This window comes from Streptomyces sp. TRD_SC_5, from assembly GCF_056836825.1.
This window is the reverse complement of sequence record NZ_JBWZZS010000001.1, coordinates 317038-331802: the sequence shown is the minus strand read 5'-3', so window position 1 is coordinate 331802 and position 14765 is coordinate 317038. Positions and strand designations below refer to the sequence as shown.

15 protein-coding genes are annotated in these 14765 nt (G+C 71.5%); 10 read left to right on the top strand and 5 right to left on the bottom strand.

Translation table 11 applies throughout. The features are described 5' to 3' along the window. Nucleotides 1-58: 58 nt before the first annotated feature. Nucleotides 59-709, bottom strand: a complete 651-nt coding sequence (locus tag AC1P0E_RS01610) for a fasciclin domain-containing protein (protein WP_482740338.1) — start codon at nucleotides 707-709, stop codon at nucleotides 59-61. A 98-nt stretch (nucleotides 710-807) separates the two neighbouring features. Beyond that, nucleotides 808-2391, bottom strand: a complete 1584-nt coding sequence (locus AC1P0E_RS01605) for a molybdopterin-dependent oxidoreductase (RefSeq protein ID WP_482740337.1) — start codon at nucleotides 2389-2391, stop codon at nucleotides 808-810. Nucleotides 2392-2578: 187 nt separating this feature from the next. Between AC1P0E_RS01605 and AC1P0E_RS01600 the strand changes: the two genes are divergently transcribed. Continuing rightward, a complete protein-coding gene (locus AC1P0E_RS01600; RefSeq protein ID WP_482740336.1) occupies nucleotides 2579-3100 on the top strand; it encodes an SRPBCC family protein in 522 nt (173 codons plus the stop codon). A gap of 56 nt (nucleotides 3101-3156) precedes the next feature. Here the strand turns inward: AC1P0E_RS01600 and AC1P0E_RS01595 are convergent, their stop codons facing one another. Next, on the bottom strand, nucleotides 3157-3561 hold the full coding sequence (locus tag AC1P0E_RS01595) for a DUF5997 family protein (RefSeq protein ID WP_482740335.1): 405 nt from the start codon (nucleotides 3559-3561) through the stop codon (nucleotides 3157-3159). A gap of 57 nt (nucleotides 3562-3618) precedes the next feature. On the opposite strand from AC1P0E_RS01595, the gene AC1P0E_RS01590 reads away from it, so the two are divergent. Next, nucleotides 3619-4383 carry a LysR substrate-binding domain-containing protein gene (locus tag AC1P0E_RS01590; RefSeq protein WP_482740334.1) on the top strand — a complete coding sequence of 255 codons (765 nt, stop codon included), beginning with the start codon at nucleotides 3619-3621 and terminating at the stop codon, nucleotides 4381-4383. A 210-nt stretch (nucleotides 4384-4593) separates the two neighbouring features. On the opposite strand, the gene AC1P0E_RS01585 is transcribed toward AC1P0E_RS01590, so the two are convergent. After that, nucleotides 4594-5088, bottom strand: coding sequence for a hypothetical protein (locus tag AC1P0E_RS01585; RefSeq protein WP_482740333.1), 495 nt, complete (start codon nucleotides 5086-5088; stop codon nucleotides 4594-4596). Between the two features lie 140 nt (nucleotides 5089-5228). Between AC1P0E_RS01585 and AC1P0E_RS01580 the strand changes: the two genes are divergently transcribed. Beyond that, nucleotides 5229-5453: a hypothetical protein gene (locus AC1P0E_RS01580; RefSeq protein ID WP_482740332.1), complete on the top strand. Its 225-nt coding sequence runs from the start codon at nucleotides 5229-5231 to the stop codon at nucleotides 5451-5453. 22 nt (nucleotides 5454-5475) lie between these two features. On the opposite strand, the gene AC1P0E_RS01575 is transcribed toward AC1P0E_RS01580, so the two are convergent. Beyond that, nucleotides 5476-6327: a (2Fe-2S)-binding protein gene (locus AC1P0E_RS01575; protein ID WP_482740331.1), complete on the bottom strand. Its 852-nt coding sequence runs from the start codon at nucleotides 6325-6327 to the stop codon at nucleotides 5476-5478. Nucleotides 6328-6473: 146 nt separating this feature from the next. Here AC1P0E_RS01575 and AC1P0E_RS01570 point away from each other — a divergent pair, with 146 nt between their 5' ends. The 7 genes from AC1P0E_RS01570 (at nucleotide 6474) to AC1P0E_RS01540 (ending at nucleotide 14743) form a co-directional block, all read left to right on the top strand. Further along, on the top strand, nucleotides 6474-6692 hold the full coding sequence (locus AC1P0E_RS01570) for a hypothetical protein (RefSeq protein WP_482740330.1): 219 nt from the start codon (nucleotides 6474-6476) through the stop codon (nucleotides 6690-6692). Nucleotides 6693-6779: 87 nt separating this feature from the next. Beyond that, nucleotides 6780-7970, top strand: a complete 1191-nt coding sequence (locus AC1P0E_RS01565) for an ATP-grasp domain-containing protein (RefSeq protein ID WP_482740329.1) — start codon at nucleotides 6780-6782, stop codon at nucleotides 7968-7970. After that, nucleotides 7967-9748: an IucA/IucC family protein gene (locus tag AC1P0E_RS01560; RefSeq protein WP_482740328.1), complete on the top strand. Its 1782-nt coding sequence runs from the start codon at nucleotides 7967-7969 to the stop codon at nucleotides 9746-9748. The genes AC1P0E_RS01565 and AC1P0E_RS01560 overlap by 4 nt, the downstream gene beginning before the upstream one ends. Then, nucleotides 9745-10101, top strand: a complete 357-nt coding sequence (locus tag AC1P0E_RS01555; protein ID WP_482740327.1) for a hypothetical protein — start codon at nucleotides 9745-9747, stop codon at nucleotides 10099-10101. Before AC1P0E_RS01560 ends, AC1P0E_RS01555 begins: the two co-directional genes overlap by 4 nt. Continuing rightward, nucleotides 10101-11864: an IucA/IucC family protein gene (locus AC1P0E_RS01550; RefSeq protein WP_482740326.1), complete on the top strand. Its 1764-nt coding sequence runs from the start codon at nucleotides 10101-10103 to the stop codon at nucleotides 11862-11864. Before AC1P0E_RS01555 ends, AC1P0E_RS01550 begins: the two co-directional genes overlap by 1 nt. After that, nucleotides 11861-13066, top strand: coding sequence for a type III PLP-dependent enzyme (locus tag AC1P0E_RS01545; RefSeq protein WP_482740325.1), 1206 nt, complete (start codon nucleotides 11861-11863; stop codon nucleotides 13064-13066). The genes AC1P0E_RS01550 and AC1P0E_RS01545 overlap by 4 nt, the downstream gene beginning before the upstream one ends. Nucleotides 13067-13231: 165 nt before the next feature. Then, the gene (locus tag AC1P0E_RS01540; protein WP_482740324.1) at nucleotides 13232-14743 is read left to right on the top strand and encodes a glutamate synthase subunit beta; all 1512 of its coding nucleotides are present in this window, start codon (nucleotides 13232-13234) and stop codon (nucleotides 14741-14743) included. Nucleotides 14744-14765 lie beyond the last annotated feature (22 nt).

Here is a 14765-nt window from a genome sequence, read left to right as displayed (position 1 = left end):
GCAGTGGGGGCCGTGGAACTCCGGGCCGGCAAGTTCCCCGTCGGCCCGAAGGCTGCGGCTACTTGGGCATCAGGACGGTGTCGATGATGTAGACGGTGGCATTGGCGGTGGGGACGTTGCCGCACACGACGCTCGCCGAGTCGTTGACCTTGTACGACTCACCGGAACCGGAGGTGGTCAGCTTGCTCTTCTGGAGCGTGTCGTAGGAGCCGTTCTCGAGCTGCTTGGGGGTGAGCTTCTCACCGACGACGTGGTAGGTGAGGATCTTGGTGAGCATGGCCTTGTCGTTGAGGACCTTGTCCAGGTCCGCCTTCGGGATCTTGGCGAAGGCGTCGTTGGTCGGCGCGAACACCGTGATGTTCTCGGCGTTGTTGAGCGTGTCGACCAGACCGGCCTTCTTCACGGCTGTGACCAGGGTGGACAGGGCCGGGTTGTTCGACGCGGCAGTGGCGACCGGGTCCTGCGCCATGCCGTCGAAGCTGCCCGCGCCGTCCTTCGGCACCGAGGCGCAGCCGGGACCGAACGGCTTGTCCGTCATCGCTGTGTCGTCAGCGGTGGGCGTCGACTCCTGCGGCGTGGAGGCGGCCGAGGTGGGGGAGCTGTCCGACGCGGAGTCGGAGCCGCTGTCGGAGCACGCGGTCAGGCCCAGCGGAAGTGCTGCTGCGGCGGCGACGGCGATGGCTGCGCGGCGGAAGCGGAGGTTGTTCATTGGGTTCTCCTTGAGTGATTGCGTTGTAACTGTGCGTAAGGGGAGAAGGGTTTGTGGGGTCCGAGCCGGTCGGCCCTAGCCGCACGGCTCACGGCGGGTCAGTCGACGGTGACGACCACCGAGTGCCGGCCGCTGGCGCCGTCGGGGACGGTGCCTGTGCGCTTCTCGGTCTGGACTTCGCCGGTGCGGTCGGTGGCGCGGACGGTGAGGGTGTGGCCGCCGGGGGTGGCCTTCCAGGGGAAGGACCATTGGCGCCAGGTGTCGACGGTGTCTTGTGCGGCGAGGTCGGCGGGTCGCCAGGGGCCGTCGTCGATGCGGATTTCGACCTTTTCGATGCCGCGGTGCTGGGCCCATGCGACGCCGGCGATCATGACGGTGCCGGCTTTGGGGCGGGCGAAGGGTTTGGGGGTGTCGATGCGGGACTGGGTCTTGATCGGAGCCTTCTTGGCCCACTTGCGCTTGACCCAGTACGGGTCGTAGTCGTCGAAGGTGGTCAGCTCGATGTCTTCGATCCACTTGCAGGCCGAGACGTATCCGTAGAGGCCGGGGACGAGCATGCGGACGGGGAAGCCGTGGACGAAGGACAGTGGCTCGCCGTTCATCCCGACCGCGAGCATCGCGTCGCGGCCGTCCATGATGTCCTCGACCGGTGTACCGAGCGTCATGCCGTCGACCGAGCGGGCCACCAGCTGATCGGCGGGCCCGCCGCGTGAGGGGGGCTTCACGCCGGCTTCGCGCAGCAGGTCCGCCAGTCGTACGCCGATCCAGCGCGCGTTGCCCACGTACGGACCGCCGACCTCGTTCGACACACACGTCAGCGTGATGTCCCGCTCGATCAACTCCCGCTCCAGCAAGTCCTGGAACGTGAGCGTCAGCGGGCGCTTGACGCCCTTTCCGTGGATACGCAGACGCCAGCTGGTCGCATCGACCTTGGGCACCACCAACGCCGTGTCCACCCGGTAGAACGTCTTGCTGGGGGTCGTGAAGGAACTGACCCCCGCCACACGCAGCTGGGCGCCGGACGGAATGGCGGCCGCCGGGGAAGCGGGCTCGGGCAGCAGCACCGCGGCGCGCGAGGCCACCGCGTCCTGAGCCCGTCGCCCGTTCAGGGTCCGGCCCAGAGCGCCCGCACCGGTGGACGCGAGCGCCGCAGCCGATGCGGCGATCAAAAACCTCCGCCGGTCCCAGCCGCTCTCCCGGCCCTGCTCGGCCGCGTGCCGCCGGGCGGTGAGCCTGCCGATGAGCACATAGAGCAGTACGGCGCCCACCACAGCGCCCACCAGGGACGGCAGGCCGTCCGCGACGCCGGTCGAGTCCGGGCGGCTGATCGCCGCCGCAGCGCCCACCACGCCGAACGCCAGCACACCGGCAGCACCGATACGCCGATAACGCAGCGCCACCACGCCGAGCACGAGCGCCAGGGCGGCGAGCGTGGCCAGGATGCCCAGTTGGAGAACGAGCTTGTCGCTCTCCCCGAAGTTCCGGATCGCCCAGTCCTTCACCGGCGCCGGGGTGCGGTCGATCGCCGCACCACCTACGGCGGTGATCGGCCCGGCTTCGGGCCGGACCGCCGCGGAGGCGAGCTCAGCGACGGCCAGTGCGGCGTAGCCGGAGAGCAGGCCGCTGAGCGCGGCGAGTGCGCCACGGGCCAGGTTCGTACGAGAGATCCTCACGCCCCTCATTCGGAACCGACCGCTGTGCGGATTGGTCCGTCTTCCGAATTGGGCGGAGACCAACTCCGTCCGGTCAGCAAGCCCTGCGGCGCCTGCCGCGGACAACCGGGCCCGGCTGCGCGAAGGCAGCTGGCTGCAGGGCTTGTTAGGGTCGCCCAGCAGTCCGCAGCGTCAGGCACCCGAGGAGCGGAGTCCCATGGCTCGCACGTTCAGTATTTCCGACAGCATCATGATCGAGTGCAGCCCGTCGAGGGCGTACGAGCATGTCTGCGACCCGGCTCTCATGGGCAACTGGAGCCCGGAGAATCTGGGCGCCACTCTGAGAGGCGAGCAGGGGCCGGCTCACGTCGGCATGGTCTTCGACGGCCACAACAAGCGCGGCTCCTTCCGATGGACCACGCGCTGCACGGTGACCGCAGCCGATCAAGGCGAGCTGTTCCGATTCCGCGTCCACGCCATCGGCCTGAAACAGCCACGGCTGCGGGGCCCGATCGCCACCTGGGAGTACCGCTTCGAGCCGGCCGCCGAGGGCACCAAGGTGACGGAGACATGGACCGACGACCGGCGCTCCTGGCCCGACTTCGTGGCCAACGCGTTCGACAGGGTCGCCACGCGCGGTCACACCTTCGCCGACTTCCAGCGCAGAAACATCCGGACCACTTTGCAGAACCTCAAAGCGGTGCTCGAAGCCCCGTCATCGTCCGCGACAGGTGTCTGAGGCGAGGCCTGCGTCGCCAAGGCTTGGGGCGACCCACGCAGTGGCGGCCGGGCGGATCAGGAACGCGGTTCGCGATTCTGGGCGGCTCGCTCGGCGTTCTTCTCCTTGATGCGCACCGCTTCCTTCCGGACCTCGGCCAGCGTGGCGCGTTCCTTCTGCAGCCACTCGGGATCGTCCGCCTTCAGGGCTTCGATCTGCTCAGTGGTGAGGGGCTCCGTGACACCGCCGCGCGCGAGACCCGCGATGGAGACGCCCAGCTTCGCCGCGACCACGGGCCGGGGATGCGGGCCGTTGCGTCGCAGTTCCACCAGCCACTCGGGCGGATCGGTCTGGAGCGCGTTCAGCTCGGTGCGCGAAACGACACCCTCCTGGAACTCGGCGGGGGTGGCCTCGAGGTACACACCCAACTTCTTCGCCGCGGTAGCGGGCTTCATGGTCTGGGTGCTCTGGTGCGACGTCATGGGGTCAAGAGTATCGAGCGTGCGTGCTGCCTCCGACCATGCAGGTAACCTGGCGGGGTGACAGGCTCGGAAGCATCCCCTTCGTTCCGCCTCGCCTATGTGCCGGGAGTGATGCCCACGAAGTGGGTTCGGATCTGGAAGGAGAGGCTGCCCGAAGTCCCACTGACCCTCGCCGGCGTGACCGCCGCCGAGGTGTTCGACGTATTGCGGGACGGCGGCGCCGACGCGGGATTCGTACGGTTGCCGGTCGACCGGACGGATCTGAGCGCGATCCCTCTCTACACCGAGACGACTGTGGTGGTGTTCCCGAAGGACCACCTCTTGGCGGCGGCCGACGAGGTGTCCACGGAGGATCTGGCCGACGACATCGTGCTGCATCCCCTCGACGAAACCCTCGTCTGGGAGCATCGGCCGGGACAGCCCGCGAACGAGCGCCCCGCCACGACGGCGGACGCCGTCGAACTCGTGGCGGCGGGCGTGGGAGTACTCGTGGTCCCGCAGTCACTCGCCCGCCTGCACCACCGCAAGGACCTCACATACCTGCCGGTGCCGGACGCCCCTCAGTCCCGCGTCGCGCTGTCGTGGCCGCAGGACGAGACCACCGACCTGGTGGAGCAATTCATCGGGATCGTCCGCGGGCGGACCGTCAACAGCACACGGGGGCGTCCCCCGGCCCCGGCGGAGCCGAAGCGCAAGGGCACCGCCGCACGCGGGGCAGCACCGCGCAAGGGCGCGGCCGGGAAAGCGGCCGGCAGGAGCTCGCGGAGCGGCTCCGGTGCCCCGAAAGGCGCCAAGCGCGGCAAACCCCGCCGCAAGTCGTAACCCCCGGGCCGGGGCCCGAGCGGGTCCATGGCCCGCATGCCTCTCTCCGGCCCGGTGCGGGACGCATCTGCACCGACTACGACCTGTGGGCCTCCAAGGTGGCGGGCCCCGCGCCTCTGGTCGAAGCCCTGCTGAACGACGCCGAGGTCGAGGCGGTACGACTGCCCTGAGTCGTCCGGTCGGCGGCCCGCCGACGCGAAGGCGCGCCGGTCAGCAGGCGATGCCCCGCGAGCGCAGCCACTCGCACTGGGTTTCCCCGGAAGTCTTGCCGCCGTCGTATGCACGCGGGTCCTTGTATCCGGGGCCCACGGGCTCGTGCTGCTCGTAGACGCCGTCGCCGTCCACGTCTCCGCCATCGGGGTCGATCGTCCCGCTCGGGTTGCGGCAGGCCGCCCGGTCGGCCGGGTCCGTGGTGCATACCTTCCGGTCGGCCGTACCGGAGCCGGACCGCTCGGCCTTGAGGCGAGCTTGCTCCTTCGCCGCGGCCTTCTGCGCCGCTGCGTCCTGCGCCGTGACTTGAGCCTTCAGCGCACCATTGAGCGAGGGGCTGAACTGCGCAGACGCGGGAGCCGGTCCGGCGGCCCGTTGCTTCGCCGCCGGCTCACTGGAACCGCACGCCGACAGCGTGAACGGGAGGCCCGTGATCAAAAGGGCTGAGCCGACGAAGGCGGTGGCGCGGCGGCGGGCATGGAACGTAATGACCATAATGCGCCCTAATGAGCGATTGGCGGTTTTGGTTCCAGTAACACTACGGCGATGCTCAAGAGCGGGTCAACGGGTTCAGCGGCGGCAGAAGCGACCTTCGTCGACATGCGTCCGTGGTGATCCGGGGGGACGCTGGAGCCATGTCCGGACACATGCCTGTGATCGTTCATCCACCGCTCGGCGGCGGCGGCCGTCGCGTGACCGTGCGGGGTGAGGACCTCGGCCGCGCCTCGGGCCTTCCCGACCTCGTCGAGTTCCTGAGCCGCGCCGGACTCGACATGGAGGACACCGAAGTCGTGGTGTCTCCGCTGATCGACTGGCGGGGTGGCGGCCCGGACTACTGGGGGCCGGAGACGCGGCTGTGACGCTCACGACGGCCCCGCCTGCCTAGCGCGGTGCGGCGAGCCTCTCGATGCGCTCGCTGTCGCAGACGCGGGGGCAGGTCAGGCACGCGTTGCCGGGGCTGATCGTGTAATAGAGGCAGCAGCCGAGCCGGGTGCGGGTCGTGTGCGGCAGGCCGTCGCTGTCGCGCAGGCGGCGGAAGTCCGCGCCGCCGGGGAACGGCGCGACCGGGCCGGGAAGCAGTTCGGTGGCGGCCCGGACCGACCGGTCCTCCTCGCCGAGCATGCGGCCGAGGTACCAGATCCCGGACACCAGGTCGTCGCCCGCCATTCCCCACAACACCCGTGGCCTGCGCCGCAGTCGGGAGGCGAGCGCGGTGAGCAGAGGTCGTACGTGCTCTGCCGTGGCCGCCCGCAACTCGGCTCGCAGCGCCTCCTCGTCGGGTGCGACGCGTACACCGGGGGACGCGGCTGCCGGATCGTCGGGGAGGCACGTGAACGTACGGGGTACGACGGCGAAGTCCCCGGCGCGGGGCTCGATGTGCACGTCCTGCGGCCGCAGATGCGGCACCCGCCCTTCGAGGTACCAGGGGCCGCTCAGCAGCAGGCAGACCGACCAGAGGTAGTGGTGCAGCGCCCGCGAGGCGGCCACGTCCGGGCGCGCGGTGTGCCCGTGGGCGGCTTCGATGCGCGCTGACTCCCCGCCGACGAAGTCGTCGAGCTGCGCCGGGCCGGCCACCAGGCGCGCGCTGTCGGTCCATCCGTCGGCGGGGTGCGCCGATCGTGCGACCTCCAGGCGCAGCGATCCGCAGATGTGTGCGAGGCGTTGATACGTGCCGGTCAGTGTTACGGACCGACTCGCCTCCGGGGCGGGTGCGGTGGGTGCCGGGGCAGGCATCGTCAACTCCCCTCCAACATCATGGGACTAAGGTGAGGCTCACCTTAGTCCCATGTGGGCGCCGTTGTGATCAGGAGATGCCTCGCGTCTCAGGAGGCGCGCGGAAGTTGACAAACTTAGGTGCACCTAACCTAACCTGTCGCCTCGTGTCCAAGATCCAGCCAGGTGCCCTCGCGGGTGCTCCTCCCCTCCCAGAGGGCAAGCCCCGGAAGGCGGGCGCCGAAGCCGACGCAGGCTTCCCGCGCCCCGTCGAGCACGCCAGGGGCACCACCGAGCCCTGGACGTCCGGCATCGGTGTCCGGGCCCCTGAGCACATGCTCGCCGACGTGGCCAAGGCCGCAGGTGTGGAACTCCCCAAGAAGTAGCCCCTGCCGGGGCGGGCCGCGAGCCGGTCCGCTCCGGCCCGGCGCCATCGTTTCCCCCCACCCCCGGCCCGGAAGGGGCTCCCGTCCGTGCGGATGTACCTGCTTGCCCTCAACCCGACCGATTCCGTCTCCGAGGGCTTCCTCCCCGCGGCCCGTCGGCTCGGCATCGACATCACCCTGCTGACCGACCGGCCCGAGCCCCACCGGCGCCTCGCTCCGGACATCGAGGTCCTGAGGTGCGACGTACGCGACCACCGCGCCGTCATCACCCGGATCGCCACGCACCACCGGGCAGACGCGGTCTTCACCAACAGCGACCATCTCCAGACCCAGGCGGCCCTGGCCGCCGCCTACTTCGGCCTCCCGGCCAAGGACTGGCGGGCCACTCTGCGCGCCAAGGACAAGGCCGAGATGCGCAGGCACCTCGCAGCCGTCGGCGCCGACGCGGTGTGGTCGACCGAACTCGCGCCCGGGCAGGACCCCGCGGAGCTGCCGGTGCACCCCGTTCCGTACCCCTGTGTGGTCAAACCGCGGGAAGGTGTCGCCAGCGAGGACGTCGTGCTGGCCGGTACGGACGACGAACTGGTACTGCTTTGCAAGGAGATCCAGGCGCGGCGGCCGGGCGCGGCCCTGGTCGTCGAGGAGTACCTCCCGGGGGAGCTGTACACGCTGGAGACCCTCGGCGACGGCCGGCTGCGTCATGTGCTGGGCGGCTTCCACACAAGGCTCTCCCCGCCGCCGTACTTCATCGAGACGCGTCTGACGTACGTCCCCGCGCACCCCGAACCCGTCGTCGCCCAGGTGCTCACCCAGCTCGACGCGCTCGGCGTCGGATTCGGTGCCTGCCACACCGAGTTCGTGGTGCACGAGGGCCGGGCGCGGATCATCGAGGTGAACTACCGGGTGATCGGCGACCAGTGCGACCTGTTGCTGCGGGAGCTGCTCGGCATCCCGCTGTTCGAGCACATCCTGCGTACGCACCTGGGCGAGCCCCTTCCCGGCGATCTCGGGGCGCGCTCCGACGGATGGGCCCGCGTCGACTACCCGTGTGCGCAGAGGGCGGGGACGCTCACCGCCGCCCCGGCGGCCGCCGACCTGACGGTGGACGGCGTACGGCTGGCCTACCGGCCGCTGCGCGAGGTCGGGGAGCGGCACGAGCTGCACCACACCAACCGGGACTACATCGGCGTACTCCGGGCCACCGGGAACGATCAGGAGGCCGTCGACCGGGCCGTGTCCGGCTTCCTCGCCGAACAGCGCTGGGAGTTCACACCGTGACCGCCACTGGGCCGGACGCCGACGCCGCCGGACTCCTGCTGCGGGTCCTCGGCGCACTGCTGCGCGAAGACGTCGTCGGCCTGCGGACGCGCAGCACCCCTGTACACCTGCCGGACGGCCGCTGGCTGCGGCTGGCGGCCGGTGGCGGGGACGACCGTGACGCGCTGCTGCTCCCGGTCACCGCCGACGGCTTCCAGTGCGCGGACGCCGCCAGGCTGCCGCTGCTGCGCCGGGAGCGCGACGGCGCCGAACTGACCACCACCGACGAGGTCGTCGCGGCGCTGCGCGCCCTCGCCGACCCCGCCGACCGGGGCGGTTTCGACGCCTTCGCCGAAGAGTGCCGGCAGACCCTCGGCACCATCCGTCTGCACGCCGAGACGCGTGAAGACGTCACTGAGGCCCTCACCGGCCGGTACGGCGCCACACCCGCCGACTGGACCGGCCTGGCCGACGGCCTCGCCCACGACACCCTCGCCGCCCGCCTCGACCACCCCGTCTACCCGACCGCACGCGGCCGGTCCGGCCTCGGCCGAAACCAACTGCGGGCGTACGCACCCGAGTTCCACCCCCGCTTCGCGCTGCACTGGATCGCCGTGCCCCGGGACGCGGTCACCCTGCCGGGCGGTACCACGTCGCTGCCCGGCTGCTGGCCCAGCCCCGCGGTCCTGGGCCTTCCCGAGCTCGACCGCAGTCATCTCGCGCTCCCGGTCCACCCACTGTCGGCCGGCGCGCCGCTGCGCGAAGCCCTGCGCGAGAGCGGGCTCACGGACCGTACGGCCTTGGCGGACCGCCCGTACCTGGAAGCCGTACCGACCTTGTCGATGCGTACGGTCGCACTCGCGGCGGACTCCGCACTCCACATCAAGGTGCCCCTGGCCACCGCGTCCCTCGGGCTGCGCAACCGCCGCACCATCAAGCCCGGCACCCTCGTCGACGGTGCGGCGGGGCAGCGGCTCCTGGAGTGTGTGATCGCCCGCGAGGCGCGGTTCGGGGGCTCGGTCCTGCTCGCGGACGAGACGACGTACGCCCACGCCGGTCATGAGCTCCTCGCCGTACTCTGCCGCCGCTACCCGGCAGGCCTCGACGCGTCGGCCGTCGTCCCCATGGCCGCGCTGCTGAGCGAAGCACCCGACGGCAGGCTCGTGATCGACCATCTCGCCGACCGGTTCTACGGCGGTGACCCCGTCGCGCTGCTCGACGCCTGCCTCACCCTTCTCTTCGACTGGCAGACCACGCTCTTCGGGTACGGCATCGCACTGGAATCCCACCAGCAGAACATCTCCCTGGTGCTGGAATCCGGCGCGGGTACGTCGACCCGGCTGCGGCTCCTGCTGAAGGACAACGACGGGCCGCGCGTCCACACCGCCCGGCTGCGCGAAACTCTCGGAGCCGATGCCCCCGCGCCGTCCGACTTCGCCGACCGGCGGATCTTCACGGACGACGACCGGCAGCTCACCGACCTGTTCACCACCATCACGGTCCACCTGTGCGCGGGTGCGTACGCCTTCGGGCTCGCCCGGCACGGCCGAGCGCCCCTCGACACGCTGCTGGGGCTCGTGCGCGAGCGGCTCGCCGAGGCCGTGGAACGCCTCGGTACCGGGGCCGGCGAGCCCGGCGCGGTGCTGCGCGCACACGTACTGGACGCGCCGAGCCTCCCGGTCAAGGCGATGGTCACGGCGGGCACCCTGCTCAGCAAGGAACGCTCGGGCGCCGCCGACATCAACAAGCACTACACCGACGGCCCCAACTACCTTATGCGGGCGGGGGACGCACGATGAGAGCGCCGACACCGACCACCACCCGCCGTACCGCCGCCGCAGTCACCGGGACGCCCGCAGTCGCCGGGACCCCCGCGCCCGCCGGTACCGTTCCCGGCCGCCGCGAGGTGCACACCGTCGCGGGCTGCTACTTTTTGGCGTCCTCCGCCGCTCGGGGCCTGCGCCCCGCCCTGTCCGGAGTCCGCCTTTCGCTGCCGACCGCCGAATGCGCCAACGGCCGGGCGCCCGGCAGGATGTCCGGGGCGCTGGAGTTCTTCTCCAAGGCCGGGGCCGTCGCCGCCGTTACCGCGGCCCTCCTGGCCGCCCTCCGCGCTCCGACCCGCCGTTCGTTACGTTCCCGCAGGAGCCGTTGATGACACTGCCGACCGGCGCCGCCCCCCGGCACGCGTCCGCCCCCAGTGGTCTGCCCACCGCCGACGAGGCAGTGGCCCACACCCTCCTGAACTGCCTGCTGCGCGAGGTCTCGGGACCCGAGCACCAGACCGCCGTCGCCGACGGCCGGCTGCTGCTGCGTCTGCCTCGGTGCGGCGTACTCCTTCGGGTCGCGCTGCGCCGCACCTCGCTGCTCGGCGCGCACCGCTTCACCGGACCGGTGACCGAACAGCGGGACGGTGGCGTGTGGGCCGAGGTCGGCTGGCGCCGGTTCGCCGACTACGCGCACGCCGAACTCTCGCTCCGTACGGGCGTACGCAACGAGGAGTTCCTGGAGCAGATCACCTCCAGCCACCGGGGCGTCCGCGCCGCGCTCGCGGCCGGGCCACGTCCGGCGGGCGCCGACCGCCACCTCTCGTACCTCGCGTCCGAGCAGTCGCTCGTCCTCGGTCACCGCTTCCACCCGACCCCGAAGGCCCGCTCCGGCGCCCCGGGCACCTGGTCGTCGTACGCCCCCGAGGCAGCGGCGTCCTTCCCGCTGCGCCATCTCGCCGTACGTGAGGAGGTGATCGTCGAGGAGAGTGCCGAGCCGGGCGCGGCCGACCCGCTCGACCGGCTGCACGACGGCGCCGTCCCGGGTGTCCCCGCCGGCTACCGGCTGCTGCCGGCCCATCCCTGGCAGTACGAGCTGCTGCGCGAGCACCCCACGCTCCGCGAGGCGGTGGCACGCGGCGACGTCATCGACCTGGGGGAGGGGCCCACCCCGTTCGCCGCCACCGCGTCCGTGCGCACGCTGTACGACGGCGAGACCTTCCTGAAGTTCAGCCTCAACATCCGCATCACCAACTGCGTCCGCAAGAACGCCAGTTACGAGCTGGCCGGGGCCGTCGCCCTGACCCGCCTCCTGCGCCCGGCCCTGGCCGACCTCGCCGTCCGGTTCCCCGGCGCCGCCGTGCTCCGCGAGCCCGCCTACCGCAGCCTCGCACTCCCCGGCCCCGACGGCGTACCGGATCTCGCCCTGCTCGAAGGCTTCGGCGTGATCGTCCGCGAGGGCCTGTCCCGGCGCCGGCTGCCCGGCACCACGGCGCTGCTCGCCGCGGCCGTCGCCGACGAGTACCCGACGGGGCCAGGCCACATCTCCCACCTCGTCGACGGGGCGGGTCCCGAGGCCGCGCTCGACTGGTGGGAGGCGTACCTCGAACTCCTCCTGCCGCCCGTCCTCGCCGCCTACTTCGACCACGGCCTGGTTCTGGAACCGCACCTCCAGAACGTCGTCGTCTGCGTCGACGACGACGGCATGCCCGCCCAGGTGCTCCTGCGCGACCTGGAGGGCACGAAACTCCTCCCCGAGCACCACGCGGACGCCCTCGCCGCGCTCCCGGCCGAGGTTGCCGGTCCCATGACGTACGACGCCGAGCGCGGCTGGGACCGGGTGGTCTACTGTCTGCTGGTCAACCACGTCGCCGAGATGCTCGCCGCCCTGGCCGACCTGTACCCGGACACCGAGCCCGCCCTGTGGGCCAAGGTCCGCGCCACGCTCCGGAACTACGCGGACCGCCTCGGCTGCCCGCCCCGGCTCGCCGCCCTGCTCGCAGGCGTCCCGCTGCCCGCCAAGGCCAACCTCCTCACCCGCTGGGAGCGCAGGGCCGACCGGGAGGCCGGCTACGTGCGGCTCCCCTCACCGCTCGCCGAGGACGTCCTGTCCGGGGCGACCGGCACCGACACCCCCTGGAGCGCCCGATGACCGACCCCACCCCCGCCGTGCGCGACCGCATCCTCTCCCTTCCCTCCGCCGGACTTCCGGCCTACATCTACGACTTGTCGGCGCTGCGCGAGCACGCCGAGGCGGTACGGGCCGCCCTGCCCGGACGTGTCGAGATGTACTACGCGGCCAAGGCCAACCCGGAGCCGCAGATCCTGGCCGCGCTCGCGCCGTACGTGGACGGTTACGAAGTCTCGTCCGGAGGCGAACTCGCCCACGTCCACCGGGCCGTTCCCGGACAACCGCTGGCTTTCGGCGGGCCCGGCAAGACACCTGCGGAGCTCACGGCCGCGCTGGAGCTGGGCGTACGACGCTTCCATGTGGAGAGTGCCTACGAGCTGCGCATGCTGGCCGCACTGACCGCGCGCACGGCCCCGGACGCGCGGCCGGCTGTGCTGCTGCGCTTCAACCTGCCGCTGCCGGACGGTTCGCTGGAGAACAGTGCGCTGGCGATGGGCGGCCGCCCGACGCCGTTCGGCCTGGACCCGGCGGAGGCCGACGAAGCCGTACGGCTGCTCACCGACGGCACGTATCCGCGGCTGGAGCTGGCCGGCGTCCACGCCCACCTCGCCAGCGGCCTGGAGGCGCAGGAGCAGCTGGCGGTCGCCGAGTCCGTCGTGGGCTGGGCGGTGGGCCTGGCGGACCGGCACGGGTTTTCGCTGTCCGAGGTCAATGTCGGCGGCGGCATGACGGTGGACTACGCCGAGCCGGAGAGCCGGTTCGACTGGGCGGCGTACGGCAAGGGACTCGGCGAACTCGCCGACGCGCATCCGGACGTGACCCTCCGTGTCGAACCGGGACGCGCGCTCACCGCCTACTGCGGCTGGTACGCCACCGAGGTGCTCGATGTGAAGCACAGCAGGGGCGAGGACTTCGCGGTCGTCCGCGGCGGTACGCACCACCTGCGTACCCCGGCGACCAAGGGCCACGACCAGCCGTGTTCCGTACTGCCCGTGGCCGACTGGCCCCACCCCTGGCCGCGCTCGGAGGCCGGGCAGGACCTGGTCACCCTCGCCGGCCAGCTGTGCACTCCGAAGGACGTCCTGGCCCGGCGGGTCCCGGCGACAGGGCTGCGGGCAGGCGACCGGGTGGCCTTCTCGCTGGCCGGCGCGTATGCGTGGAACATCTCGCACCACGACTTCCTGATGCATCCGAGGCCGGGCTTCCACTACCTGGCCGGCTGAGGAGCGAGCGTGGGCCGTGCGCCCTGCATGCAACGCGCCGGAGCATAAAGCCGCATTATGGCCCTTTTCTTGCATAGTCGCTATTCGACGGAAAAGGCAATAAAGCGGGCGTAAGGTGGCGAGAGTGTCGTAATGCACCGCGGCCCCGGTCTGGAGGCGGCGCACATGACAGATCCCTACGGCTTCCTCAGAATTCCCCGTAGGTCCAGCGGGGCACGCCCCGTCGAGGAACGGCTGAGCGACTGGAACGAGGTCCACGCAGGACAGCCGCTGCTTCCTCTCGTGTCCGAGCAGGCGCGGCGCTGTATGGACTGCGGCATACCGTTCTGCCACAGCGGCTGCCCGCTGGGGAATCTCATCCCGGAGTGGAACGCGTACGCGGCGCACGGCGACTGGCGCGCCGCGGCCGAGCGGCTGCACGCGACCAACAACTTCCCCGAGTTCACCGGGCGGCTGTGCCCGGCACCGTGCGAAGACGCTTGTGTACTGGCCGTCAACGCCGAGCCGGTCACGATCAAGAACGTCGAACAAGCCATCGCGGACCGCGCCTGGGAGCGGGGGTACGCGCCACCACAGCCGCCGCAGCGGCTGAGCGGGAAGACCGTCGCCGTCATCGGGTCGGGACCGGCCGGACTGGCGGCGGCGCAGCAACTCACCCGGGCCGGCCACACCGTCGCCGTGTACGAGCGCGCCGAACGCATCGGCGGGCTGCTGCGCTACGGCATTCCCGAGTTCAAGATGGAGAAGCGGCACCTGGACCGCCGTATCGAGCAGATGCGGGCCGAGGGTACGAGATTTCGCACCGAAGTGCGGGTCGGTGGCGATCTGGATGCCACCGAGCTGCGGAGGCGCCACGACGCGGTGATCGTCGCCGTCGGCGCCACCGAGCGGCGGGAACTGCCTGTTTCCGGCCGGGAACTGCGCGGCATCCATCAAGCGATGGACTACCTGTGCCTGTCCAACCGGACCAGGGAGAGCGACGGAGCCTCGCCGCCCCTCACCGCCGAGGGCAAGCACGTGGTCATCGTCGGCGGCGGGGACACCGGATCGGACTGCCTGGGCACCGCGCTGCGCCAGGGCGCGGCCTCCGTGACGCAGCTGGACATCAACCCCGTGCCGGGCGACGCCCGGCACGCGACCGAGCCGTGGCCCGTGTACCCGAAGGTCTACCGGATCTCCCACGCCCACCACGAGGCCCGGGAGCGCCACGGCGCGGATCCGAGGGTCTTCTCCAGCGCCACCTTCCGCTTCGCGGGGGAACCGGCGGGCCACGTGCGCGCCGTACACCTGACGGAGGTGGAGCCGGCGTCCAGGAGGCCGCTGCCGGGCACCGAGCGGACGATCCCGGCCGAGCTGGTGCTGCTGGCCCTGGGCTTCTGTGGCCCCGAGCGGGACAGCGGCCTGATGGAGCAGCTCGGGCTCACGCTGGACGACCGGGGAAACTTCGCCCGGGACACCGCCTTCGCCGCCGAGCCGGCGCAGCAGTGGACACGGGCCGGGCGGCGCACCGACGCGGAGGGCGTGTTCATCGCGGGTGACGCGGGACGGGGCCAGTCGCTGGTGGTGTGGGCCATCGCGGAGGGACGGGCCGCTGCGGCGGCCACCGACCGCTACCTGACCGGTTCCACGGCGCTCCCGGCCCCGATCTCCCCGGCGGACCGGCCCATGACGGCGTAACTCCTCCCTGACCATTCGTCAA